The sequence below is a fragment of the Streptomyces sp. NBC_01506 genome, from assembly GCF_045040295.1.
Lineage (GTDB): Bacteria > Actinomycetota > Actinomycetes > Streptomycetales > Streptomycetaceae > Streptomyces.
Genome location: NZ_CP109422.1, coordinates 8,383,278 through 8,408,790, shown reverse-complemented (window position 1 = coordinate 8,408,790; position 25,513 = coordinate 8,383,278). Strand labels below are relative to the sequence as shown.

Sequence of the window (25,513 nt, the reverse complement as noted above, 5' to 3'; positions counted from 1 at the left end):
AGGTGTCCGTGTCAGGTGTCCGTGTCAGGTGTCTGGACACGGCCGGGGCGCCGTGCTGTGATGCCAACTGCCGTCGTTTCCAACGTTGTACAGACGGAGACACCGCTCTTGCCCGACGCTCGTGGACGGGAGACCTCATGACGCTCGACCGACGACACTTCCTCGGCACCGGCGCCCTCGCGATCGGCGGTGCGGGTCTGCTGGGGCCCCTGGCACCGACAGCCGCGGCCGTCGCCCCGGCACGCGGCGGCTGGTACACGCCCAACGCCGCGCCGCTCGCCCCGACCGCCTTCCAGAAGCTGCCGCTGGGCAGCGTCACCCCGCGCGGCTGGCTCACCGGCCAACTGCGGCTGCTGCTCGACGGACTCTTCGGCCGGTACGCCGAGGTCTCGCACTTCCTGCGGTTCGACGACTCCGGCTGGGTCCACCCGGAGAAGGACGGCTGGGAGGAAGTCACCTACTGGCTGCGCGGATACGTGGGCCTGGCCGCCCTCACCGGCGATCCGGCGGCCCTCGCCACCGCCCGCCGCTGGATCGGCGCGATCATCGCCACCCGGCAGCCCGACGGATTCTTCGGCCCGACCCGACTGCGTACGGCGCTGAACGGCGGTCCGGACTTCTGGCCGTATCTGCCGCTGCTTCAGGCGCTGCGCTCGCACGAGGAGTTCACCGGGGACGAGCGCGTCGTGCCGTTCATGGTCCCGTTCCTGCGCTATATGAACGCGCAGGGCCCCGGCGCCTTCAACTCGAGCTGGGTGTCCAAGCGTTGGGGCGACGGGCTCGACATAGCCTTCTGGCTCTACAACCGCACCGGCGAGTCCTTCCTGCTGGACCTCGCCGACAAGATGCACACCCACGGCGCCAATTGGGTCGACAACTTCCCCGACCTGCACAACGTCAACATCGCCCAGGGCTTCCGCGAGCCCGCCCAGTACGCGCTGCGCTCCGGCTCGGCGGAGCTGACCCGTGCCACGTACCGCGGTTACGCCTCCGTCATGGGCACCTACGGCCAGTTCCCCGGCGGCGGTTTCGCCGGGGACGAGAACTCACGCCCCGGCTTCGACGACCCCCGCCAGGGCTTCGAGACCTGCGGCACGGTCGAGTTCATGGCCAGCCACGAACTGCTCACCCGGATCACCGGCGACCCGGTGTGGGCCGACCGCTGCGAGGAACTGGCCTTCAACCTGCTGCCCGCCGCCACCGACCCGCAGGGCCGGGGCGTCCACTACATCACCAGCGCGAACAGCGTCGAGCTGGACAACACCGCCAAGAACCAGGGCCAGTTCCAGAACGGCTTCGCCATGCAGGCGTTCAAGCCCGGCATCGTCCCCTACCGCTGCTGTCCGCACAACTACGGCATGGGCTGGCCCTACTTCACCGAGGAGCTGTGGCTCGCCACCCCCGACCGGGGGCTCGCGGTGGCGATGTACGCGCCGAGCCGAGTGCGCGCGAAGGTCGCCGGCGGTACGGAGATCACCGTCACCGAGGACACCGACTACCCGTTCAAGGAGACCGTCACCCTCACCGTCAGCACGCCCAAGCGCGTCACCTTCCCGCTCTACCTGCGCGTCCCCGGTTGGTGCGCGAACCCTCAACTCACCGTGGCCGGGCGGCGCGTGGCGGTTCGTGGCGGGCCGCGGTTCGTCAAGGTCGCGCGCGAGTGGCGCGACGGCGACCGGGTGACCCTGCGGCTGCCGCAGCGCACCACCGTACGTACGTGGGAGGACAATCACGGCTCCGTCAGCGTGGACCACGGGCCGCTCACGTACTCCCTCAAGATCGGCGAACGGTACGAACGGTTCGCCGGCACCGAGGACTTCCCCGAACTCTCGGTGCACCCCACCACCCCGTGGAACGTCGGTCTCGCGCCGGACCCGCTCAGGGGACTGCGGTTCACGGCCGACACAGGGCCGCTGGCCGCGAACCCGTTCACCCACGAGGGATCGCCGGTGCGGATCACCACGTCGGCGCGCCGGGTCGAGGAGTGGGTGGCCGACGATCAGCGTGTCGTCGCTCCGCTCCAGGACAGTCCGGCCCGCAGCACGGCACCGCCCGAGCCGGTGACGCTGATCCCGATGGGTGCGGCCCGGCTGCGGATCACCGCCTTCCCGACCGCGTCGCCCGGCGGGCGGGCCTGGACGGTGGAGCCGCCGTACCGCCGCGTACGGAACAAGCACAGCGGCAAGGTGCTCGGTGTGGACCGGATGTCGCTGGACGCGGGCGGCCGGGTCGTGCAGTTCGACAACACCGGGACGGCGGACCACGCCTGGCAACTGGCCCCGGCGGGCGGCGGCTGGTTCCTGATCCGCAACGGCAACAGCGGGAAGATCATCGGGGCCGAGGGCGGTTCGACGGCCAACAGCGCGCGGATCGTGCAGTTCGAGGACGACGGCGGCGGTGACCATCTGTGGCAGTTGGTCGACCGGGGCGAGGGCTGGTCGCTGATCCTCAACCGGCACAGCGGGAAGGTGCTGGGAGTGGACGGGATGTCGACGGCCAACAGCGCGCAGGTGGTCCAGTTCGAGGACAACGGCACGGACGACCATCTGTGGCAGCTTCTCTGACCGGCCGGATTCTCTGACCGGCCGGGCGGGGCCCGCCCTCTTCATGAGGGCGGGCCCCGCCGTGCGCGGGAGTGTGGTCAGCGCCTGCCGCCACGCAGCTTTCCGAACAGGCGGCGGGCCTGCTCGCGCTTCCTCGGGTCCGACGAGGCCGCGCGTGCCTGACTGATCACACGCCGCCCCTGCGGGCTACGGGTGAAAGCCTTGATGCGGTCGATGATTCCGGGCATGGCCGTCTCCTGCGCTTCGATGACTCCGAGGCCCCACCGATGGGGCCTCGGACTACGTCTACCCCTCTAACGCTTCAAGACTCCCATTACGTTCCCATTACTTTCCCTTTACCTTTGCGGCGCCGTCGGGGCGCCGTCGAGGCGCCCGGCTGCCCCGCATGCGCTCCCCCGATGGCGACCCCGCGCGACCCCGCACACACTGACGGGATGTCAGGGAAGCGAAGCGCGGGACTCCTGCTGTACCGGGTCACGGACGCGGGCACCGAAGTGCTCATCGGGCACATGGGCGGCCCCTTCTGGGCGGGGCGCAGCAGGTCCGCGTGGTCGATCCCCAAGGGTGAGTACGGCTCCGACGAGACACCCGAGCACGCGGCCGACCGGGAGTTCGAGGAGGAGGTGGGGCACCCTCCGCCCGAAGGGCGCCGGGAGCCGCTGGGCGAGACCCGTCAGTCGGGCGGCAAGACCGTCACCGTATGGGCCGTCGAGGGGGACTTCGATCCCGCTCTCGCCGTGCCCGGCACGTTCACCATGGAGTGGCCGCGCGGGTCGGGCGTCGAGCGGGAGTTCCCGGAGCTGGACCGGCTCGGCTGGTTTCCCCTTCAGGAGGCCGTGGAGCTGCTGGTGACGGGGCAACGGATCTTCCTCGGCCGACTGGCTCTGTACATAGAGGGCCGGGAGAACAGCCGGGACGACAGCCGGCGGGACAGCCGGCATGACAGCCGCGAGGACAGGCCGTAGGTCGCCTTCGAGAACCGGAAAGGGAATCGCCTCCGTGCACCACAGATCGCACCTGTACGCCGCCGTCGGCGCGGTACTGCTCGCCGCTTCGGCCCTGCCCGCCTCCGCGCGCCCTGCGGCGGCGCTCGACACGACGCATCTGCCGCCGCCTCCCGCGCCGCGCGCCGGGGCGGCCGGCCCGCCGGCCACCCGCTCGTTCACACTTGAGGGTTCGGTCACGGCCGCCGCCCTGCGGGCGAAGGTCCAGGGCTGCTCACGCGTCTCGAAGGGCCTGTACCGGACCGACCAGGGCAAGCCCGCCGACATCCCCGTGTGCGGCAAGAAGGGCGCCGTGTACTGGAAGGCCGACCTGGACATCGACTGCGACGGCCAGGTCACCGCCCGCTGCAACAAGAGGACCGACCCCTATTTCCACGGGGACACGGCCTTCCACCAGTCGGACGGCAAGCCGCTGAACGCGGAGCGGCTGCCGTACATCGTGGTGCCCGCGCCGAGCGGGACCTGGGACTACACCGCGTCCGGCATCCGGGGCGCCGGTGTCGTGGCGGTCGTCCACCAGGACCGGGTGGAGTACGCGGTGGTGGGCGACACCGGACCGGCCGGGCTGATCGGGGAGGCGTCGTACGCCGCCGCGCGCTCGCTGGGGATCGATCCCGATCCCGCGCGGGGCGGCGTCGGCTCGGGGGTGACATACATCCTGTTCAAGAACTCCAAGGTCACACCGATCGAGAGCCGTCAGTCGGCGGTGAAGCTGGGCAGCGAGCTTGCCAGGAAGTTCCTTCAGGAGAACTGACGCAGCGACGGACGGCGCCTGACAGGACGACCGGCGCGCGTCCTCGGTACGGAGGCGGAGTCGGCGCCGCCTCCGTACCGAGGACATGGCCGTGCCGGTGGCCCGTCCCCTAGGTCCTGTCCGGCGGATCTTCGGGGATCAGGCCGGGGCGGCTGGTGCGGTGCATCGCAAGGCGGAGGATCATCCTCGTACTGGACGTACTTGGATGACTCCGACAACGCAGGGAGGTGCCGTGCCAGGCGTCCCGGACCCCCGAAGATCCGCCGGACAGGGCCTAGACGATCCCCTCGGAGATCTCCGACTGCTCGCGGGCGCTGCCGTACGACTGGGGGGTGCTGTACGTGCCCCGCGCCGCGTACCACCAGGCCGTGGCCAGGGCCAGCACGACGGCCAGCGCGATCACGGCGTAGTTCATGGTGTCCGTGGTGACCGGGTTCTTCTGCGGCAGACAGAAGATCACGGTGACGATCGCGACCCACACGACGGCGATCCAGCCGATCGGCTTGCTCCAGCGGCCCAGCGACCAGGGGCCGGGCTGGAAGCGGTCGCCGGCGCGCAGCTTGAGATAGATCGGGATCGCGTAGGCGGGCGTGATGCCGATGACGTTGATCGCCGTCACGGCGCCGTACGCGGTCGGCGAGTACAGCGACGGCACGGCGAGCAGACCCGCGAAGCCGACCGACAGCCACACGGCGGGCACCGGGGTCTGTGTACGGCTGCTGACGCGCCGCCACAGGGCCGATCCGGGCAGGGCGTTGTCCCGGCTGAAGGCGAACACCATACGGCTGGCGGCGGCCACTTCCGCGTTGCCGCAGAAGAGTTGCGCCATGATCACGACAAGCAGAAGTGCGCTGGCGCCGTTGGTGCCCAGGACGTCGATGAAGATCTGCGCGGGCGGCACGGCGGCGCCACTGGTGGCCGCGTAGTCCTGGATGGCGAAGGTCAGACCGGCGAGAAGGGCGAAGCCGGCGATCCAGGAGACCCAGATGGCGCGCACGATGCCGCGTGCGGCGGAGACGGAGGCGTTGGACGTCTCCTCGGACAGATGCGCCGACGCGTCGTAGCCGCAGAAGGTGTACTGGGCGAGCAGCAGACCGATCGCGGCCACATAGATCGGATTCTCCCAGCCGGTCTCGTTCACGAATTGGGAGAAGACGAATTCCGGCGACTGGTGGTTCTTGGGGACGACCGCGAGAATTCCGACGATCAGCGCGACTCCGCCGAGGTGCCACCAGACGCTGATCGAATTGAGAACGCTGACCAGACGGACACCGAACAGATTCAGCGTCGCGTGCAGCAGCAGGATGCACATGAAGATGACCATGGTCCAGCCCGGCGTGGGATCGAATCCCCAGTGGAGATTGAGGAACGCGCCGGTGAACAGGGCCGCGCCGTAGTCGATTCCGGCGATCGCGCCCAGCAGCCCGAGCAGATTCAGCCAGCCGGTGTACCAGCCCCACTTACGTCCGCCGAGCCGGTCGGCCATGTAGTAGAGGGCGCCCGACGTGGGATAGGCGCTGGTCACCTCGGCCAGTGCCATGCCTATGCAGAGCACGAAGATCCCGACACCCACCCAGCCCCAGAGCATCACGGCGGGACCGCCGGTGATGAGCCCGAAGCCGTAGAGGGTCATACATCCCGAGAGGATCGAGATCACCGAGAAGCTGATGGCGAAATTTCCGAAACCGCCCATCCTGCGGGCGAGTACCGGCTGATAGCCGAGTTCTCTCAGCCGTTCTTCTTCGTCCTGCTGCGGAACTGAGTCCGGCTTCGACCAGACCGGTGGGGATACGGACATGGAAGTACCTCCGGGTTCGGAGAAATCTGAGGCAGAACACGAAATGTGCGGTGGGGCCTTACGGAATCGGGGCGAGACCGGCAAGACGGCGCCTAGGAATCCGGCTTCCGCTCACGGGCGGCGGAGAAGCAGCGGGCGCGGGCGCGGGTGAACACCTCCTCGACCTGTGCGGTGTCGTGGGAACTCCGGGCCCGGTAGGCCCAGGGCAAGGGGGTGTAGTACGGCCCCAGAGCCTCGAACACCCGGGCCGCGTCGGCGAACTGGAGCGATCCCCACAGCGCGTGTGCCAGGTAGTTGAGGTCCAGCAGGGATCTCTCGGCGGGCACGGAGTGGTCGAACCAGATACGCAGTGCCCGCCGCGCGTCCCTGGTGGCGTCCTCGGTGACCCAGTGCAGGTCCAGCGCCTTCTCGTTGCCGCCCTCCCTGCGGTATCGCTCGACGCGCACGAACAGCGGAAGGGCCTGGAGCGCCGACCCCTCGGGCGCGGAAGAGGCCGCCCACTGGACGAAGTTGACCGCCTCCGACAGCGAGCCGTCGGACCTGCGGGCGTACACGAACTGGAGCATCCGGTGGTACGCCTCGCGATTGCCCGGATCGCGTTTGTCGGCCTCGGCGAGCAGGGCCCACGGGCCGGGGAAGAGCATCGGCCCCGGCGGCGCCAGCCGGTTCTCCTCCATCCGCTGTCTGCTGTCGAGTTGGGCGAGCGCGAGCAGACACACCCAGGGGACGGGGTCGGCCGGCACCAGCCGCGCGGTGGTGCCGCACGCCTCCCATGCCTGCTGCCACAGATCGGTCGTCCGGGCATGGCTCTCGCGGTGCGCGCGCAGGGCGCGCTCCACCGTCACGCGTGTGCGCATGACGACGGCGGCCGTACTGTCCGGCTCCTCGACCAGCCAGGCGTGCACGGCGTCCGAGCCGGCGGCGACGGCGGCGAGCACCTGCGTGCGCTGGGTCCACAGCGCCCAGCCACGGGTGCCGGCGAGCAGGTCACGCATCGACAGCCAGCGGCCGGTCCGCAATTCCTGGACGGCGGCGCGGAGTTCGCTGTCATGGCCTGCTGGGTGATAGAGCGGACGAAAGCGATCACTCACGGACTCTCCGCCCGATTCTCGCGCAACTCCGCCTCTTTCCGGTGTAGTTCACATCCCGGCACTCGAGAATCACATCACTCAGTGACACTCCGCTGTTACTCGGCGATCAGTGTAGGGGGCAATGCGACGACCTCTGAACACTTTGCTTTTCTTAGGCAACCCTGAGCGCATGTCGTGACCTTGACGTGCCTTGACGTCGCAGGCGGGCTGCACCACCCTTTCGCTCAGTGATCGGACGATCACCGCCGCCGACCGAAGAACGTGACATGCCGCCTGCTCAGCACTCCCCCGGCACCGCCGTGCACCCGGCCTCGCGGCCGGTGCTCGCCGTCGATCAGGGCACCTCGTCCACCAAGGCTCTGGTGATCTGCCCGGAACGCGGGGTGATCGGCAGCGGCTCGGCACCCGCGCCACCCCGCTACGGCGCCGGCGGCCTGGTCGAGGCCGACCCCGCCCTGCTGCTCTCCTCGGTCGTCGACGCGGGCCGCCGGGCGCTCGCCGACGCCGGCGAACCCGTCGCGGCGGTCGGACTGGCCAACCAGGGTGAGACCGTCCTCGCGTGGGACCCCGACACCGGTGCGCCACTGACCGACGCGGTCGTGTGGCAGGACCGGCGGGCCGCCTCCGTATGCGCCGAACTCGCCCCGCACGCCGACCTGTTGAGGGAGCTGACCGGGCTGCCGCTGGAGCCGTACTTCGCCGCGCCCAAGATGGCGTGGATCCGCCGGAATCTGACCCGCGAAGGTGTCGTCACGACCTCCGACTCCTGGCTCGTCCACCAGTTGACCGGCGCGTTCGTCACCGACGCGGCGACCGCCGGGCGCACTCAACTGCTGGACCTGGACACCGCCGAGTGGTCCCCCGCCGCCCTCGACATCTTCGGGATGGGCGACGAGCGGTTGCCCCGGGTCGTGGACTCGGCCGGGCAGTTCGGTGTCACGACGGCCTTCGGCGACCCGATCCCGCTGACGGGCCTGCTGGTCGATCAGCAGGCCGCGCTGCTCGCCCAGAACGTGACCGAGCCGGGGACGGCCAAGTGCACCTACGGCACCGGGGCGTTCCTCCTCGCGCAGACCGGCGCGCGTCCGCTGCGCGGCAGCACCGGCCTGGTCGGCTGTGTGGCCTGGCGGCTCGACGGCCGTACCAGCTACTGCCTCGACGGGCAGGTGTACACGGCGGCGTCGGCCGTGCGGTGGCTGACCGATCTCGGTGTGCTCTCCGGTGCCGACGATCTCGACCGGGTCGGCTCGTCCGTCGCCGACAGCGGCGGTGTCACCTTCGTACCGTCGCTCGCCGGACTCGCCGCGCCGTGGTGGCGCGGTGACGCGAAGGGGTCGATGACCGGGCTGAGTCTTCAGACCGGCCCCGGACATCTGGTGCGGGCGCTGTGCGAGGGCATCGCCGCTCAGGTCGTGGGGCTTGCGGAGGCCGTGGCCGAGGACACCGGCACACCGCTGGAAGCACTGCGCGTCGACGGCGGGCTCACCCGCTCCGACCTGCTGATGCAGACGCAGGCCGATCTGCTGCAACTGCCCGTCGAGGTGTCCCCGTTGCCGGACGCCACCGCGCTCGGGGTCGGTGCCGTCGCCCGGCTCGGTCTCGACCCCGGTCTGACGGTGGAGCGGGCCGCGCCCCGCTGGCGGCCCAAGAAGGTATTCGAGCCGAGGATCGCCGCCGCCGAGGCGGCCGAGCGGCTGGGCGTCTTCCGTACGGAGGTGGACAGGCTCGTCGCCGCTCTGCCGTCCGCAGGACGGACGGGCACGGCATGAGCGTCACCGTCGCGGGGCCGCTGCCGCAGGAGGTGTACGACGTGGTGGTCGTCGGCGCCGGGGTCGTCGGCGCGGCGATCGCCCGCGAGCTGGCCCGCCACCCGCTGCGTACGGCCCTGGTCGAGGCGTCCGGCGATGTCGGCGAGGGTACGTCGAAGGCCAACACGGCCATCCTGCACACCGGTTTCGACGCGGTGCCGGGATCTCTGGAGGCCCGGCTCGTGCGCGAGGGCCGGGACAGGCTCGCCGTGTACGCCGAGGAGTGCGGCATCCCGGTCGAGCCGATCGGCGCCCTGCTCGTCGCCTGGGACGACGAACAGCTCGCCACCTTGCCCGCGCTCGCCCGCAAGGCGGCGCGCAACGGCTACCGCCGCACCCGGACCGTCTGCGCCGACGAGTTGCGCCGCCGCGAACCGCGTCTGGGACCGGGCGCGGTGGGCGCCCTCGAAGTGCCCGACGAGAGCGTCATCTGCCCCTGGACGACGACGCTCGCGTACGCGACCCAGGCCGTACGCGCCGGGGTCGACCTGCATCTCAACTGCCGGGTACGCGAGGTGACCGAGGGCTCCCGGCGCTCCCCGCATCTGCTGGCCACCGGACGCGGGCCGCTGCGCGCCAGGTGGCTGGTCAACGCGGCGGGCCTGTACGCCGACGCGTTCGACCGACTGCTCGGCCACACCGACTTCTCGGTGACGCCCCGGCGCGGTCAGCTCATGGTCTTCGACAAGCTCGCGCGCGAACTGATCACGCACATCCTGCTGCCGGTGCCGACGGCGCTCGGCAAGGGAGTCCTGGTGTCGCCGACCGTGTACGGCAACGTGATGCTGGGCCCGACCGCCGAGGACCTGGACGACAAGCGGGCCACCGGTTCCACGGCCGAAGGGCTCGCCTTCCTTGTGGACAAGGGCCGGCGGATCATGCCGGACCTCCTCGAAGAGGAGGTGACCGCCGTGTACGCGGGGCTGCGCGCGGCCACCGAGCACGACGACTACGTGATCCGCTCGCACCCGCAGCAGCGCTACGTCACGGTGGGCGGGATCCGCTCGACCGGGCTGACCGCGTCGATGGCGATCGCCGCGCATGTCGTGGGGCTGCTTGACGAGGCCGGTGCCAGGACGGGCACGGCGACCGACCTCGTACCGCTGACCATGCCGAATCTCGGTGAGGCGTACCCCCGTCCGTACGAACGCGCCGACCTGATCGCGGCGGATCCCGCGTACGGGGAGCTGGTGTGCCACTGCGAGCGGGTGTCGCGCGGTGAGATCCGTGACGCGCTCGCCGCCGACATCCCGCCGTCCTCGCCCGAGGGGCTGCGGCGGCGGACCCGGGCGCTGGGCGGCCGGTGCCAGGGGTTCTACTGCGGGGCCGCAGTGCGCGCCCTGTTCGACGCGGCGACGCCCGGCATGTCGTCGCCCGGTCCGGAGGACACACGGTGAACAGCGAGAACACCTTGCCCACGCCCGGCCGCCGTGAGCGCGCCGTCGATGTCCTCGTCGTCGGCGCGGGCCCGGCCGGTCTGGCGCTGGCATCACAACTGGCCGCCACCGGCAGGGTCGGTGTCGAGGTCGTCGACCGGGAGGACGAGCCCGGCGGTGCCCCCCGGCACTGCTTCCACTCCGGATTCGGTCTGCGGGATCCGGGCCGGCCGATGACCGGCCCGGCGTACGCGCTGCGGTGGGCGGACGCGGCGGTCCACGCGGGGGCGACGCTGCGTACGGGCGTCACGGTCACCGGATGGAGCGGGCCGGCGAGGCAGTCGACCGGCACCGGCCCGCTCGCCGTCGATGTCACCAGCTCGGCCGGTCTGGAGCGGATCACGGCGCGCGCCGTCGTCCTGGCCACCGGTGCGCGTGAACGCCCCCGCAGCGCGCGGCTGGTGCCGGGAACCCGGCCCGCCGGGGTGTTCACGACGGGTGAGCTTCAGCGTACGGTGCATGTCCACCACCGGCCGGTCGGGCGGCGGGCCGTGGTCGTGGGGGCCGAGTCCGTCAGCTACTGGGCCGTGCGGACACTGCGGGAGGCGGGAGTCGAGGTGGTCGCCATGGTCACCGAACTGCCGTACCACCAGGGCTCCCCCGCCGTCGCTCTCGATACCCGGCTGCGGCACGGCGTCCCGCTGCTCGTCGGCGCGCGCGTGAGCGAACTGCTCGGCCGGGGACGACTGTCGGGGGTGGCGCTGCGGCGGGCGGACGGCCGGAGCACGACGGTGGCCTGCGACACGGTGGTGTTCACCGGCGACTGGATCCCCGACCATGAACTGGCCCGCCGGGGCGGCATCACGCTCGACGCCGGCACCCGGGGCCCGGCCGTCGACGGCTCGTTCCGCACGGACCGCGCCGGGGTGTTCGGTATCGGCAATGTGCTGCACGGGGTCGAGCCCGCGAGCACGGCCGCACGGGAGGGTCTGCTGGCCGCCGCTCCCGTACTGCGCCATCTGACAGGCGGCGCCCGGCCGGCCGCGTGGGTGCCGCTCCAGGTCGACGCGCCCCTGCTGTGGGTCGCGCCCAACCGGATCGATCCGGCGGACCCGCGCGGCGCGACGGGCGGCTTCACCCTCCGTACGGAGAGCAGGCTCGGCCCGTTGTCGTCACTGGTCGTGAGCCGGGGCGGGCGGGTGCTGCACCGGCGGCGGCTGGTACGGGGCGCGGTGCCGAACCGGACGCTGCGGCTGTCCGCCGACTGGACCGAACAGGTGCGGTCGGGGGGCGACGACACACCCGTACGGATCCGCGTGGAGCGGTGACCGGAGACCGGAGACCGGAGAGCGGTGACCCGTGAGCGGTGACCGGCCCCCGGGCAAGGGGGCGGCCCCACCGGCAGGGGGCGGACCGGTGAGGCCGTGGAGCATGCCTTACGGCATCACTTCTTCTTCCCCTTGGGCACGAACATCTTGATGTCGGTCAGGCTCGCGCTGCCCTCGTACACGTTCGTGTACAGGTCTCCGATGACGAAGGAGTCCGGGTAGGCGGACCCGGCGGGCCACTGGTCGGGCCAACTGGCGCTGCCGTTGTTGTCGTTCTGCACGAGGGTGTTGTTGTAACGCCCGTCGTACTCGCTCGGCTTGACGTTGTAATGCCAGATCGGCTTGTCGTCCACGACGAACGGCCGGTGGAAGCGCAGCGTCTGCTGTCCGGCGCGGGCGAAGTTGCCGCTGGCCTCCAGCGTGTAGCCGGTGGCGTCGCGCTCGATGGCGAACGTGTAGTCCTCGTTCGGCATCAGCTCCGGCTGGAGTTCCGCCGCGGACGAGAGCTGCTGCTCGGCGACCCCGTCCGAGCAACTGGTCATGAACCACTGCGAGTTGCCCGCGAGTCCGCCCTTGCCGGGGGTCCAGTTGGGCAGTCCGCTGATCCACATGTTGACCGTGTTGAAGCTGCTGTCCTTGTAGTCGTAGTACGTGTCCTTCGAGGAGTCGCAGACCCGGCCGCCGGTGCCCGTGCCGACCCGGTCGGGATGCTGGGAGAAGGAGTCCATCAGGACCTTGCGGCGGTAGTGCCAGAAGTGGTTGTTACGGGGCGCGGGGTCGGCGAAGTCCACGATCGACAGGAAGTGGAAGCCGTTGTACCCGTACTTGCCCTCGCGTACGTCCTGCCACTCGCAGTACGGCGCCGACGCGTCACCCTCCCAGCCGGGGCTGTTCGAGCCCTCGCCCCAGGGGTGCTGGGTCTTGCAGCCGTCCTTGCTGTAGCCGTTGGTTCGGTTGTCGTAGTCGATGGTTCCGTTGCGCTTGCCGCCGAAGTCGAGCGTCTTGAGCTTGTACTCGATGCGGTACTGGTCCGGTAGGGACTCGGTGGGGCGGAAGATGGCGCCGCCGGTGTGGTCGGGGACCTTCAGCTCGGCGACGGTGTCGCCGCCCGCCGTGCTGTTGGTGATGGACGGCTCCTTCTCTATCTGGCCGTCCTTGTCCCAGTCGCGCGCGGAGAGGGAGGCGGTGAGCCAGCCGCCGTCACCGACCGGGAACTCCTTGCGGTAGGTGTCGAAGGAGTTGAACGCGGTGTTCCACGCGGGCCCGTAGTCGTTGGCGTACCACTGGCCGTTGTCTTCCATGATCGTGTCGAACGGCTCGCTGTACGTCTCGCGGGTCCAGTCCGCCCGCTTGGGGTCGATCTTCTTCTTGAAGCTCTCCTGGTGGAGCAGCTTCCAGGCCGGTGCCTTGGGCGGCTTCGGCGGTTTGGCGGCCTTGTCCGCCGCCGTGGCCGTGCCCGTACCCGTACCGTCGTCCGGGGCCGCGTTCGCGGATCCCAGGGAGAGGGGGACGACGAGGGCACCGCAGAGCAGTGCCGTCAGGGCGTACGCGCGTTTCCCGCGTGGCAGGGACCGGGTGCGGCCGGTCCCGCCTCTTGGTGGTGGCATGGTGATGCGGCTCATCAGAAGTTGCCCTCCGGGTCGTAGTACTTCTCCGCGTTCTCCTTGGTGACGCGAGGCGAGGGCACGACCGTGTCCTTCTCGGGCTTCTTGCCGTCGAGGATCTCCACGGTCCTGTCCAGGCCGAGACTGCCGATCACATCGGCGTCGTTGAGGCCGGTGACCAGGTAGTTGGTCCCGTCGAGGATCGCTTTCAGCGCCTCGGCCTGGCCGTCGACGCCCGCCAGCACGATCTTGTCGGCGCGGTCGGCGTCCTTGACGGCGCGCTGGGCGCCCAGACACATGGCGTCGTTCTCGCAGAAGACGGCGTCGATGTCGTCGTGGGCTGCGAGCAGGCTCTCCATGACGGTCAGTCCGCCGTCGGAGCTCCAGTTGCCGTAGTCGGGGGCCTCGACGAGTTCGATCCCCGACGCGTTCTCCAGGGCGCCCTTCACCCCGTCCGTACGGGCCTTGCCGATGCTGTTGTCGGCGGGTCCGCCCTTGATCAGGGCGACCTTCCCGCCGTCCGGCAACCGCTCGACCAGGAACTCGCCGTTCTGCTTGCCGATCGCCTCGTTGTCGGGGCCGACCCAGCTCGCGTACTCGCCGGTCTGGAACTTCCGGTCGACCAGGACGGCGGGCTTGCCCGCCGCCCTGAGGGAGTTGAGTACGGCGGGAGCCGACTCCAGGGGCCCGCCGGAGATGATGACGGCGTCGACGTCCTTGCTCAGCAGGTCCTCGACGTTGGAGGCGAGTTTGGCCGCGTCGCCGCCCGCGTCCGTACTGAGGATTTCGACGTCCTTCTTCTTGGCCTGGGCCTTGATGGCCTTGTCCATGCCGTTGAAGTAGGGGCCGCCGAGGGTGAAGTTGGCGACGCCGACGGTGTACGAGCCGTCGCCCTTGTCACCGCCGCTCCCGGAGTCGGAGGAGCAGCCGGTGAGAGCCGCGGTGAGAACTCCGGCCACCAGCACACCGGTCGCTCGTTTCGTGATCATGATGGGCTTGCCTTTCCGGTATTCGGATCGTTCACGGCCACGCTGCGGAAGCGGCCGGTGCGCTGGACGAGAATGACGGCGACGATGATCAGGCCCTTGAGCACCTGCTGCCAGAAGCTCTGTACGTCGTAGAGGTTGAGCAGGTTGTTGATCAGCGCGAGTACGAGGACACCGGCGAACGTGGCGCGTACGGAGCCCTTGCCGCCGGCCAGGCTGGCGCCGCCGATGACACAGGCGGCGATCGCGTCGAGTTCGAACGCGGTGCCGACGCTGGGCTGGGCGATGCCGACCCGGCTGGCGAGGATGACGCCGGCGAGTCCGGCGCAGGCGCCGGAGATGGTGTAGGCGAGGACGATATGGCGCCGTACGCCGATGCCCGCGAGCCGTACGGTCTCCGCGCTGCCGCCGATCGCGACCAGGGAGCGGCCGGCCGGGGTGCGGCTGAGGAAGACACCGCCGGCCAGGAAGACCCCCAGCATGATGAGGGTGGAGACGGGCAGCGGGCCGATCACCGCCGAGCCCAGTTCGAAGAAGCCGGGCTTCTCGGGCGCGACGGGTGTCTCGGAGTAGACGAAGGCGAGCCCTCTGATGGTGGTGAGCGCCGCCAACGTCACGACGAACGGGGCCAGTTGGAAGCGCGCCACCAGCGCTCCGTTGACGAGTCCGAAGCCGATGCCGGACGCGATGCCGACCGCCATGGCGACCGGGACGGGCAGTCCGGAGGACAGCCCGGCGGCGACGATGCCGGAGAAGGCGACGACCGAGCCGACGGAGAGGTCGATGCCGCCGGTGAGGATCACGGCGAGCATCCCGTAGGCGAGCAGGCCGGTGGTGACCATCTGCTTGAGCAGGTTGGTGATGTTGCCCTCGGTCAGGAAGGCCTCGGTGGTGGAGCCGGCCACCACGACGAAGACCACGAGGAGCGCGACGATCCCGGTCTCGACGGTGATGTCGTGCCCGGCGACGGTGAGCCGGGGCAGCCGGGGTCCCGTTCGTGGCGGTGGTACGGAGTCGCCGGGCCCGGTGGTCTTGGTGAGCTGTTCGGTCATGCCGCGTGTCCGATCGCGTGGGCGAGGACCGTGTCCTCGGTCGTACCTTCCGACGTCAACTCGGCGGCGATCCGCCCCTCGTGCATGACCAGCACCCGGTCGGTGGCGCCCAGCACCTCCGTGAGGTCGGAGGAGATCAGCAGGATGGCCATGCCGTCGCGGGCGAGCCGGTCGAGCATGCGGTAGATCTCGGCGCGGGTGGCCATGTCGACGCCGCGGGTGGGCTCGTCGAGCAGCAGCACGCGCGGTCCGGTGAGGAGCCACTTGGCGAGGACGGCCTTCTGCTGGTTGCCGCCGCTCAGTGTGCGGACGGGCAGCTTCGCCGAGTGCGCGGGCCGGATGTCCAGCCGCTCGACCATGGAGACGACGTCGCGCCGACGCCTCGCGGTGTCGAGCAGCGGGCCGCGTGTGGTGGTGCGCAGGGTGGTGAGGCCGATGTTCTCGGCGGTGCTGAGGCCGAGGACGAGTCCGGTGCGCTTGCGGTCCTCGGTGACGAGGGCGAGACCGGCGGCGATGGCCTCGCGGGGGCTGCGGAACCGTACGGTCTCCCTGCCCGGCGCGCAGACCACGCCGGTCTTGGCGGGCTCGGCGCCGAAGACGCACCGGGCGAGTTCGCTGCGGCCGGAGCCGACGAGCCCGAACAGACCGGTGATCTCGCCGGCGCGCAGGGCGAAGGAGACGTCGCTGAACTCACCGGTACGGCTGAGCCCGTGGACCTCGAGAAGCGTCTCGCCCTCGGCGGGGCGGCGTGCCGGGTAGAGCTGTCCGGCGGGCCGGCCCGCCATCAGCCGGATGAGTTCGTTCTCGTCGGTGCGGTCGGGGGTGGTCTCGGCGACGACCCGGCCGTCCTTGATCACCACGATGGAGGTGGCCAGTTCGGTGACCTCGGCGAGCCGGTGCGAGACGTAGATGATCAGGACGCCGCGCTCCTGGAGGCGGCGTATCAGCGCGAACAGCGCCGCCAAGTCGCTGCCGGCGAGGACGGCGGACGGCTCGTCCAGGACCAGCACCTTGGGCTCGCCGCCCTCGCTGACCAGGGCCTTGGCGATCTCGACCATCTGCTGCCTGGCGACGGTGAGGCGGCCCGCCTTGGTCCGGGGGTCGATGGCGCTGTAGCCGATGCCCTCCAGCAGCGTGCGGGCCCGCCGGTGCGCGGCCTTCCAGTCGATGAGACCGCCGAGGCGCCGGGGGAAGTGGCCCATGAGCAGGTTCTCGGTGACGGACAGCTCGGGGACCAGGGTCAACTCCTGGTGGACGGTGCGGATGCCGTGCGTGTGGGCGTCGTGCGGGGAGCGCAACTCGACCCTCTCGCCGTCGAGTTGGAGTTCCCCGGCGCTCATCCGTTCGGCGCCCGCGAGGATCTTGATGAGGGTGGACTTGCCGGCCCCGTTGGCGCCGACGACGGCGAGCACGTCACCGGCCTGGCCGGTGAGGTCCACCCCGTGCAGCACCTGTGTGGGCCCGTACGACTTACGCACCCCGCGTATCCGCAGGACCGGCCGGGTCGGCGTGCTCACCCGAATGCCTCCATCACGATGATCGTCTTCTGCCGGGTGAACTCCAGGGCCGTGTCGTGCAGGCCCTCGGCCGAGCCGCCGGTGTCCTTCGGTCCGCCGAAGGGCAGATTCTCGGCGCGCAGCGCGGTCGATCCGTTGATGACGACGCCGCCGACGTCAAGGCGTCCGGCGAGGGTGAAGGCGCGCTGGATGTCACGGGTGAAGACGGCTGCCTGGAGGCCGTACGGGGACGAGTTGGCCATCCGTACGGCGTCGAGCGGGTCGGTGAAGCGGGCCACGGGGGCGACGGGGCCGAAGATCTCCTCGGCGAACGCGGGGCTGTCCTCGGGGACCCCGACAAGGACGGCGGGGTCGTAGAAGGCGCCCCGGCGCGCACCGCCGGCCGCCTTGCGCGCGCCGTCGGCGACGAGGGCGGCGACCGCCGACTCGACGCGCTCGGCCGCCTGTTCAGTGATCAGCGGTCCGACATCGTTGCCATCCACCAACTGGTCCCCGACGCTGAGCTTGGCCGCGCCCGCCAGCAGCGCGTCGACAAAGCTGTCGTGCACACCGTCCTGGACATAGACGCGTTTGACGGCGCAGCAGATCTGGCCGTTGCCGCGCGCGAGCCTGCCGAGGACCACGGCGTCGGCCGCGGCCTCGATGTCGGCGTCGTCGCAGACGATCAGGGCGTCGTTGCCGCCGAGTTCGAGGTGGACCTTCTTGAGGGTGTCGGCGGCGCGGCGGGCGATCTCGCGGCCGGCGGTGGTGCTGCCGGTGAGGCTGACGGCGGCGACGCCGGGGCGCGTGGCGAGTTCCTGGGAGATGTGCACGCCGCCGGTGAGCATCTGGTGGGCGCCCTCGGGCGCGCCCGCGCGCTCGACGAGTTCGCCGATCCGCAGCACGGCGAGCGGACAGCGCGCGGGCGGGTGGACGAGGACGGCGTTGCCGGCGGCGAGGGCGGCTGCCGCCTTGTGCGCGTACAGCTCGACGGGGTAGTTGAAGGGCACCAGCGCGGCGACCGGGCCGATCGGCTCGCGGACGGTGACGGCGAGATGCTTCTCGAGTCCGGGGACGGCGTCGAGCGGGATCTGCCGCCCGAAGAGGCGCGTGGCCTCGCCGGCGAAGCCGCGGAAGATCCGGACGGCGGCACGGACTTCCTCCACCGTCTGGAAGAAAGGCTTGCCGTTCTCGGCGGCGAGCAGCCGCGCCAAGTCGTCGGCCTCGGCCTCGATCAGATCGGCGACGGTGAGCAGCAGTCGGGCACGTGCGTGCGCGGGCATCGCCGCCATCGCCCGCTGTCCGTCCGCCGCGGCGGCGAGGGCGGCGGTGACGCGCTCCGGCCCGAAGTCCTCGATCTCGCCGAGCAGTTCGCCGGTTCCTGGATTACGTACGGGCAGCGGTGCGGTTCGGGTGGACATGCGGCGCTTACTCCCGGGTGCAGGACTCGACAGAAGTACGTTCGGCACTTCGAACATGTGGTGGCGATGCTGACGCACGCTCATTAATTCGTCAACACGTCTTACAAAACGGGAAAGCGCTTTCCCGACCGGTCATGACACCGGCCCGCCCGGGCACGTGAGCGGGCCGGCTACCCCGTCCGATGAACGGTGGATGAGCGGATTCCGCACGCCGCAGGAGAGGTCGGCGAACGTTTGCGGTTGCGAGTGATCCCTGTGCGGTGATCGGCGTCGACCGTTGCGGCCTCGTTCATTCACGGGCCACGACGGGTCCCCAGCATCAGAAGGGAGCCGGGCCCTCACCCCGGTGTCCCAGAGACGGCCTTGCTGTCGCGATGTACGCACTCGGGGAGAGCGCACCATGTCACGCATCCGCTCCGCGGTCACCGCTGTCGACCGCCGTTCCTTCCTCGCCGCCGCCGGAGCCGTGGGCCTGTCCGCCGGTATCGGCGTGGCGGTCGGTTCGGGCGGTGGCTCGGGCAGCGCCTCGGCCGCCCCCGCGCCCACGGCGTCCGGCACCCCGGCCGCCGCCGGGCCCACCCCCACAGCCACCCCGACCGCCACCCCCGCCACCCCCGCCGGCCCCTCGGCCGCCCGGACCACGCTCCACTCACTCGCGACGCCGCGCGACCCGGGCGCCGCCTTCCGGCGGCTCGGGGACGGACCCGGCTGGCGCAGGGTCGTACGGGAACAGTTCGCTTCCGCCAAGTCCGGCCGCGAGGACCGCCGTACGGTACTCAGCTCCTTCGTCCAGCTCACCGACCTCCATGTGACGGACGTCCAGCACCCGGTGCGCACCGAGTACGTCCGCAGCGAGTCGGCCGGCGCCTGGCGCCCCCACGAGGCGCTGTCGGTCCCCGGAGCCGTATCACTGATCGAGCGCGTCAACGCACTGGGGACCGGGCCGGCGACCGGCGCGCCGCTGGCCTTCGCCATGACGACCGGCGACAACACGGACAACAACTCGCTGTGCGAACTCGACTGGTACCTCACCTTGATGAGCGGCGGGCTCGTCACTCCCAACAGCGGTGACCCGCGGGCGTACGAGGGCGTGCAGAACTCGGGCCTGCGGATGTACTGGCACCCGGAGGACGGCGCGCCCGACGCCGACAAGCGCCTGGGCTACCCCCGTATCGACGGATTCCTCGAAGCTGCCCTGCGCCCGGTGCGCAGCCCCGGGCTGGCCATCCCCTGGTACTCGACCGTGGGCAACCACGACGGGCTCGCCAGTGGCGCGTACGCCGACCGGACCGGCTTCCTCGCCGAATTCGCCGTCGGTGCGCGCAAGTTGTACGACATCCCCGACCCGGACGCGGCGACGCTGCTCGCGCGCATCGCCGAGGGCGACACGGCTGACGGAAGTGCCCTGATCGCGCTGCTGCGGCGCGAGAAGCGGCGCATGAGGACGGTCACCGCCGACCCGCGCCGCGCGCCGTTCACCCCGCTCCAGTACCTCACGGCGCATCTGAACCCGGCGAACACCGGGGCGGGGCCGGTCGGTCACGGCTACACGCGGGACAATCTGGCCGGGGCGAGCCTCGACTACACGTTCTCGATGGGTGCCGACGTCACCGGGGTCAGCCTCGACACCACGGACCACGGCGGGCACTTCACCGGTTCGGTCGGCACGGGGCAGCTCGACTGGCTGGAGCGGATCCTGAAAGAGCGGCGCGACGGGTACGTGGTCCTGTTCACGCACCACAACAGTTGGACGATGGGCAACAAACGGCCCGACCCCGCCCGGCCCGGCGAGGCGCGGCACGACGGGGACGAGGTCGTGGCGCTGCTGCGGCGCCACCGCTGCGCGGTCGCGTGGGTCAACGGGCACAGCCACCGCAACGTGGTGCTGCCGCACGGTTCGTTCTGGGAGATCTCCACCGCCTCGCACATCGATTTCCCGCAGCTCGCGCGTGTCGTCGAGATCGCGGACAACAAGGACGGCACGCTCTCGCTGTTCACCACGCTGATCGAGTCGGCGGCGCCGCGCGAGACCGATTTCACGGATCTGTCCCAGTCGGGTCTGGCCTCGCTCTACCGCGAGCTCGCGCTCAACGCGCCGGGCAGCCGTCAGGATCTGGCGGGCCTGAACGACGCGCGCAACACGGAGCTGCTTCTGCGCCGCTGAAATTCATATATTCCAAGTTTCATTGGCTTCACCGCCTTACAATCAAACCGTCAACTACCGACTCCAGCTCCGAATCAATCAGTTTCAGCCCATCCCGCCGCTCGCCCCGCACCACCCCGGACCAGGCCGTTGTGGACACTTTCCGCGATCGGAGCGACACGCGGAGCGACCAAAACTGGTCACAGAGCGGGCGAAGCACCCCTGGCGTGAGCAAGACTCACGTCCGTTGTCCGAGACATCGACCCCAGGGAGTGTTCGAAATGCGGAGCATCGCAAGGGCTGCGGCCTGTGGAGCAGTACTGGCGCTCAGCGGTCTGGCCTTCGCCGGGACGGCCGGCGCGGCCCTGCCGGCCGGAAGCGCGCCGGCGGGGAGCGCACCGGCCAAGGGCGCACCGGCCGGAGCCACCGAGACCGCGGAAGCCTCCACCGCCGGCCCAGCCATCGGAGGCGTGCCGGCGTCGACCGGCACCGCGCCCGGCGGCGGGGAGAGCCTGTACGCGCCGTCGGCGCTCGTGCTGACGGTCACGGACGGTGCCGACCACAAGACCGGGACGGTACAGCGCGCGGTCACTCTCAGTTGTGCGCCCACCGCTTCGGGCAGCCACCCCGACGCGGTCGCCGCCTGCGCCGAACTCAAGAAGAACGGAGCCAAGTTCGACGCCATCACCACCTCCGCGACGAACCGCGTCTGTACGAAGGAGTGGGAGCCGGTCACGGTCACCGCCGACGGCGTATGGGAGGGGCAGCGCGTCAACTACGCCCACACGTTCTCCAATTCGTGCGCCATGGACGGGGGCAGAGGCGCCGTCTTCACCTTCTGAGCCGGGTCCGGCGACCGGATGCCGGTGAGGGGCGACGGCCGGGGCAGGGGCACTCCCCCGCCCCGGCCGTCGCGCGTCCGGGCGCCCCCATGACACCGGTGACGACTGCCCGCCGCGGCGCTCGCGCCTTCACATCCGTAGGAGTCCATGGCCTCCGCAAGTGAAGGCGCCGGGGACGGCCAATGGCGGAATCCGGACAGGATGTCCCAATAGTGACCCCGAGTGACCACCGAACTCAGCTTCTCGACAACGGACTTGAGAAGTTCTCGCGGCGCCGTCGCCGCCTCGTAAGCCCTTTCCTCCCAGGTCCGGAGGACGGCAGGGCGTCCTCCGACTGACGGAGCGTCATATGTGACTTTCCGTACTGAGACCATTACATCTTCGCCACGTATTGTTACCTCCGTGACAGAAACACACTCGTGGGGCAGTGGAGGAGAATCATGCGACCGTTCGCGTTGAACTACGCTTTCCCGGCTCCGAGCTCACCGGTCGTCGGACCTTTCACCTACGACTCCACGCTCCAGTTGAACGTCCTGCCGGACGGACGTCCCGCCATAGCCGACCGCGCGCTGCTGCTCGCCGCCGGGTCCACGACCTCGACGGCCGGCTCCAAAACGCACTTCGACGACTGACCGCCCTGGTTACCCGATGACTGTGCTGATCCTGACCGCCGAGCAGGACGTGACCGCGGACCTGGTCGTGGCCGAGCTGCACGGCCTCGGCACCCCACTGGTGCGCTTCGACCCGGCCGACCTGCCGGGCGAGGCGTCGATGTCCGCGGAGTACGTCAGCGGCGACTTCCGCGGCCATCTGTCCGCGGGCGGACGCCTGTTGAGCATGGACGGGCTGCGCTCGATATGGGTGCGGCGGCCGGGCGCGAGCGCGGCACACGCGCCCAACCCCTCGTCCTGGCTCACCGCCGAGTCCGCGCACGCCTTCTTCGGCATGCTGTACTCCACGACGGCGCGCTGGATGAACCACCCGCAGGCGGCGGCCCAAGCGCGCCTCAAGCCCTGGCAGTTGCGGGTGGCGCACGAGAGCGGGTTCGCCGTACCGCCCACCCTTGTCACCACCTTCCCGCGGATCGCCCGGCTGTTCGCCGCCGAACACCGGGACATCGTGGTGAAGTCGATCACCGGACCGCCTCCCGGTGACCCACCGGTCTCGCTGCCGACCACCCGGGTGGGTCCGGGCACCGACTTCGAGTCGGTCGCCGCCGGCCCCACACTGCTCCAGCGCTACATCTCCAAGCGGGCGGACATCCGGCTCACCTGTGTCGGGCACCAGTTGTTCGCCGCGCGCAAGGTCGCCACACCCGACCAGGTGGACGGCCGGTACGGCGAGACCGGCCACCGCTGGGAGCCCGTCGAGGTGCCCGAGCGCATCACCCGCGCCGTCCACGGCTATATGCGCGTGGCCCATCTCGCCTACGGGGCCTTCGACTTCGCCGAGGACACCGACGGCACCTGGTGGTTTCTCGAATGCAACCAGGGCGGTCAGTTCGGCTTCGTGGAGCTGGAGACCCGGCAGCCGATCGCCGAGGCGGTGGCCGGCTGGCTGGCCTCACCGCCACCTGCCTAGACCACGGGCCTGCGAATCGTCGCGGAACGGAGGCGGAACGGGGGCGGAACGGAGCGGAACGGGGGCGCAACGGGGGCGAATCCAGTGGTCCGGTCGGCGGCGGGGGCTCCCCGTCGACCGGGCCGCTGCCGTCGGCCGTACGATCGCCGATGCGGTGCGACTGCGAAGATCCACGTACGGTACGAGCCCGCCGTGCCGGCCTCCCCGGTGAACCCATTCACCGGATACCCGTGGTATTCCCCGCGCCCGGAATTGGATCGCGGCGGTACAAATCCGCGCCCGCCCCACTCCTCAACGGCCCGTCGAATAGCCGCGGTTGGAGATCTCTTGTTTCACCCGCACGGGCTGTGCAATGGTGAACGCGCTCGGTCGACGGCAATACCGAGAGCGCTCAACCGTTCGATTTGACGAGGGGGTTGAGCGCCCACAAAGGCCGGCGGCCGTTGTTCTCGACCGACCGTTCTCGACCGACCGTTCTCCACCGCTTTCCACCGCTCGCCGCCCACGGGGCGCTTTCCTGGAGGCAGCACACCGCCCCAAAAGGTACGCACCAATCGGACCATCCCCTTTCAGTCGGCCGGAAATCACTGCCGCCACCCACGCGTCAAGGGACTGGACACCCCCCACTCAGTGCCCTGGAAGGCAGGACCCCAGTGCAGGACCCCCGTACGTCCAGAACCACCCCGTCTCCTCCGGCCGGCGCGCCGGAAACCCGCTCCGAAGCCCCGGACGCGGATCTCGTCGCCGCGCTGCGGACCGGCGACAGCGACCAGGAGGACCACGCCACAGCGCTGTTGCTCGCCCGGCACTGGCAGGCCCTGCTCGACTACGCCGAGATCCGCTCCCCTTCGGCGAGCGCCGCGTCGGCACTCGCCACGGCCGCCTTCGGTACGGTCCTCGACACCCTGCGCCGCCCCGGTCCCGTCCCGGCCCTGCGGCCCCAATTCCTTATGACCGCGCGTCATACGGCCAACGTCTGGGCGTCCGAGGCGCGAAAGACCGACACCGTATGGGAGATCCACGGTCGGCCCGCGACCGCCACTCCGGGGGGCAACGAGGAGACGGAACCCCCGGAGAATCGGCGCCTCGCCTTCCGCGCCTTCCGGACAATGCCCACATCCGCGCGGTGCCTGCTGTGGCATACGGAGGTCGAGGCGGAGCCCATATCCGTACCGGCCGGTCTGCTCGGCATGGATCCGCGAAGCGCGCTCGCCGACTCGGAACACGCGCGTGAACTCTTCCGGTCCAACTGTGTACGCGCACATATCCAACTCGCGACGGACAAGGAATGCCGCCACTACAACCGGCTGCTGGACGTGTCACTGCGCCGCGGCGGTGCTTTGCTCCCGGACATCCAGCAGCATCTGGCGCTGTGCGCGCACTGCGGTTACGCCACCGAGCAGTTCGTCCACTTCGAGGGCCGGGCGGCCGTCCTGCTCGCCGAGGCGGTTCTGGGCCCGCACGCCGGGCGCTACCTCGACTCCCGACCGGGCAGGCGCGGCGCCGCGGCGGGCGCGGAAGGGGCGGGCGTACGGCGCGGTGGACGCCACTCGACAGGCGCACGCCCGCGCGTGCTGCCCCGTGTCACGGTGCTGGGCAGACGCGTGCTGACCACCCCGGGCAGACCCAGGACCGTGCTGCTCAGCGGTCTCGGCCTCGTGACCGTCGGCCTGCTCGCCGTGACCGTCTCCGCCCTCACCGCGGGTGACAGCGGCGGTGAGGCGATGGGACCGGCCGCGCCCATCGGCTCGGGGACCGCCACGACGTCCCCCGACCCGGGTTCGCAGGGCGTCTCCGGCCCCGGCGGCACCCCACCGACCGGCTCTGTCCCGCCCGGCGCCCTGCTCACGGCCCTGCGCAGCGCGGACGCCGATCTCTGCCTGGACCTGCGGGACACCCGCCCCAGGACCGGTTCCGAGGCGACGCTCGCGATCTGCTCGTCCTCCGCGCGGACCCAGCGGTGGCTCTACGAGGAGGACGGCCTGCTGCGCAACGGCGCCGAGAACGAACTGTGCCTCAACTCCCATACGGTCGACGGTTCCCTCGTCCTGGGACCGTGCGCCGATCCGGCCGCCGGGAACGCGGCCGACGTGCGCTACGACCTGACGGTCCAGGGGCATGTGATCCCCCGGTGGGACGACTCACTGGCCGTCGTGCCGACAACTCCCGTGGCGGGAACGTCCGTCGTGTCGAAGCCGCGCGACGAGTCCACACTCCAGAACTGGTCGACCGACGCCGCGCCGAACAGCCCCAAGTCCCTGCCGATCGCGGGCGACGACCGGGCGACGACCCCACCGGCCGGCCTGACGTCCGACCGCCGGAAGACGGTCAGGTCGGCGGATTCGGCCGAGCGGGACGGCGAACGCCGCGCGCGGGGAGCGCAGGGACATGACTGCGGGACGTCCGAGCGCGGTCGGCGCGACCAGGCGAACGGCCGCCAACTCGGCCGCACCGACAACGATGTCCGGGGCCGCCACGGACAGGAGCGCTGCGCCGACGTCGAGTTCGAGGGCTGAAGTGGACACCCGCTAGGTCCTGTCCGGCGGATCTTCGGGGATCAGGCCGAAGCGGCTGGTGCGGTGCATCGCAAGGCGGAGGATCATCCTCGTACTGGACGTACTTGGATGACTCCGACAACGCAGGGAGGTGCCGTGCCAGGCGTCCC

19 protein-coding genes are annotated in these 25,513 nt (G+C 70.6%); 11 read left to right on the top strand and 8 right to left on the bottom strand.

Annotated elements, in window-relative coordinates:
- The first annotated feature begins 137 nt into the window (after positions 1 to 137).
- The gene (locus OG329_RS37760; protein WP_405801282.1) at positions 138 to 2,564 is read left to right on the top strand and encodes a beta-L-arabinofuranosidase domain-containing protein; all 2,427 of its coding nucleotides are present in this window, start codon (positions 138 to 140) and stop codon (positions 2,562 to 2,564) included.
- Positions 2,565 to 2,641: 77 nt separating this feature from the next.
- Here OG329_RS37760 and OG329_RS37755 read toward each other — a convergent pair whose 3' ends face one another.
- A complete protein-coding gene (locus OG329_RS37755) occupies positions 2,642 to 2,791 on the bottom strand; it encodes a hypothetical protein (protein ID WP_405801280.1) in 150 nt (49 codons plus the stop codon).
- 207 nt (positions 2,792 to 2,998) lie between these two features.
- On the opposite strand from OG329_RS37755, the gene OG329_RS37750 reads away from it, so the two are divergent.
- Both OG329_RS37750 and OG329_RS37745 read left to right on the top strand, forming a co-directional pair.
- A complete protein-coding gene (locus OG329_RS37750; RefSeq protein WP_405801278.1) occupies positions 2,999 to 3,529 on the top strand; it encodes an NUDIX domain-containing protein in 531 nt (176 codons plus the stop codon).
- 34 nt (positions 3,530 to 3,563) lie between these two features.
- Positions 3,564 to 4,322, top strand: a complete 759-nt coding sequence (locus tag OG329_RS37745; RefSeq protein WP_405801276.1) for a glycoside hydrolase family 75 protein — start codon at positions 3,564 to 3,566, stop codon at positions 4,320 to 4,322.
- Positions 4,323 to 4,596: 274 nt separating this feature from the next.
- On the opposite strand, the gene OG329_RS37740 is transcribed toward OG329_RS37745, so the two are convergent.
- Together OG329_RS37740 and OG329_RS37735 are read right to left on the bottom strand one after the other, a co-directional pair.
- Complete coding sequence (locus OG329_RS37740) at positions 4,597 to 6,120, bottom strand: amino acid permease (protein ID WP_405801275.1); 1,524 nt, start codon at positions 6,118 to 6,120, stop codon at positions 4,597 to 4,599.
- Positions 6,121 to 6,212: 92 nt separating this feature from the next.
- Positions 6,213 to 7,211, bottom strand: coding sequence for a hypothetical protein (locus OG329_RS37735; protein WP_405801273.1), 999 nt, complete (start codon positions 7,209 to 7,211; stop codon positions 6,213 to 6,215).
- A 266-nt stretch (positions 7,212 to 7,477) separates the two neighbouring features.
- Between OG329_RS37735 and OG329_RS37730 the strand changes: the two genes are divergently transcribed.
- From OG329_RS37730 to OG329_RS37720, 3 genes are read left to right on the top strand one after another with little or no spacing between them, the layout of a single operon-like run.
- A complete protein-coding gene (locus OG329_RS37730) occupies positions 7,478 to 8,980 on the top strand; it encodes an FGGY family carbohydrate kinase (protein WP_405801272.1) in 1,503 nt (500 codons plus the stop codon).
- On the top strand, positions 8,977 to 10,416 hold the full coding sequence (locus OG329_RS37725) for an NAD(P)/FAD-dependent oxidoreductase (RefSeq protein ID WP_405801271.1): 1,440 nt from the start codon (positions 8,977 to 8,979) through the stop codon (positions 10,414 to 10,416). The genes OG329_RS37730 and OG329_RS37725 overlap by 4 nt, the downstream gene beginning before the upstream one ends.
- A complete protein-coding gene (locus OG329_RS37720; RefSeq protein ID WP_405801270.1) occupies positions 10,413 to 11,723 on the top strand; it encodes an NAD(P)/FAD-dependent oxidoreductase in 1,311 nt (436 codons plus the stop codon). The genes OG329_RS37725 and OG329_RS37720 overlap by 4 nt, the downstream gene beginning before the upstream one ends.
- Before the next feature lie 116 nt (positions 11,724 to 11,839).
- Here OG329_RS37720 and OG329_RS37715 read toward each other — a convergent pair whose 3' ends face one another.
- From OG329_RS37715 to OG329_RS37695, 5 genes are read right to left on the bottom strand one after another with little or no spacing between them, the layout of a single operon-like run.
- A complete protein-coding gene (locus OG329_RS37715) occupies positions 11,840 to 13,345 on the bottom strand; it encodes a mucin-5B (protein ID WP_405801269.1) in 1,506 nt (501 codons plus the stop codon).
- On the bottom strand, positions 13,345 to 14,316 hold the full coding sequence (locus OG329_RS37710; RefSeq protein ID WP_405801268.1) for a sugar ABC transporter substrate-binding protein: 972 nt from the start codon (positions 14,314 to 14,316) through the stop codon (positions 13,345 to 13,347). Before OG329_RS37710 ends, OG329_RS37715 begins: the two co-directional genes overlap by 1 nt.
- Entirely contained in the window at positions 14,313 to 15,365 is a 1,053-nt protein-coding gene (locus OG329_RS37705) for an ABC transporter permease (RefSeq protein WP_405801266.1), read from the bottom strand. The genes OG329_RS37710 and OG329_RS37705 overlap by 4 nt, the downstream gene beginning before the upstream one ends.
- Complete coding sequence (locus OG329_RS37700) at positions 15,362 to 16,882, bottom strand: sugar ABC transporter ATP-binding protein (RefSeq protein WP_405801265.1); 1,521 nt, start codon at positions 16,880 to 16,882, stop codon at positions 15,362 to 15,364. The genes OG329_RS37705 and OG329_RS37700 overlap by 4 nt, the downstream gene beginning before the upstream one ends.
- Positions 16,879 to 18,282: an aldehyde dehydrogenase family protein gene (locus OG329_RS37695; protein ID WP_405801264.1), complete on the bottom strand. Its 1,404-nt coding sequence runs from the start codon at positions 18,280 to 18,282 to the stop codon at positions 16,879 to 16,881. The genes OG329_RS37700 and OG329_RS37695 overlap by 4 nt, the downstream gene beginning before the upstream one ends.
- Before the next feature lie 400 nt (positions 18,283 to 18,682).
- Between OG329_RS37695 and OG329_RS37690 the strand changes: the two genes are divergently transcribed.
- From OG329_RS37690 to OG329_RS37670, 5 genes are all read left to right on the top strand, one after another.
- Positions 18,683 to 20,446 (top strand): TIGR03767 family metallophosphoesterase, encoded by a 1,764-nt coding sequence (locus OG329_RS37690; protein WP_405801263.1) that lies wholly within the window; start codon positions 18,683 to 18,685, stop codon positions 20,444 to 20,446.
- A 260-nt stretch (positions 20,447 to 20,706) separates the two neighbouring features.
- A complete protein-coding gene (locus OG329_RS37685; protein WP_405801262.1) occupies positions 20,707 to 21,267 on the top strand; it encodes a subtilase-type protease inhibitor in 561 nt (186 codons plus the stop codon).
- 440 nt (positions 21,268 to 21,707) lie between these two features.
- Positions 21,708 to 21,899: a putative ATP-grasp-modified RiPP gene (tgmA, locus tag OG329_RS37680; protein WP_330177187.1), complete on the top strand. Its 192-nt coding sequence runs from the start codon at positions 21,708 to 21,710 to the stop codon at positions 21,897 to 21,899.
- Positions 21,900 to 21,915: 16 nt separating this feature from the next.
- The gene (tgmB, locus tag OG329_RS37675) at positions 21,916 to 22,848 is read left to right on the top strand and encodes an ATP-grasp ribosomal peptide maturase (protein ID WP_405801260.1); all 933 of its coding nucleotides are present in this window, start codon (positions 21,916 to 21,918) and stop codon (positions 22,846 to 22,848) included.
- A gap of 653 nt (positions 22,849 to 23,501) precedes the next feature.
- Positions 23,502 to 25,364: a ricin-type beta-trefoil lectin domain protein gene (locus tag OG329_RS37670; protein ID WP_405801259.1), complete on the top strand. Its 1,863-nt coding sequence runs from the start codon at positions 23,502 to 23,504 to the stop codon at positions 25,362 to 25,364.
- Positions 25,365 to 25,513: the final 149 nt, after the last annotated feature.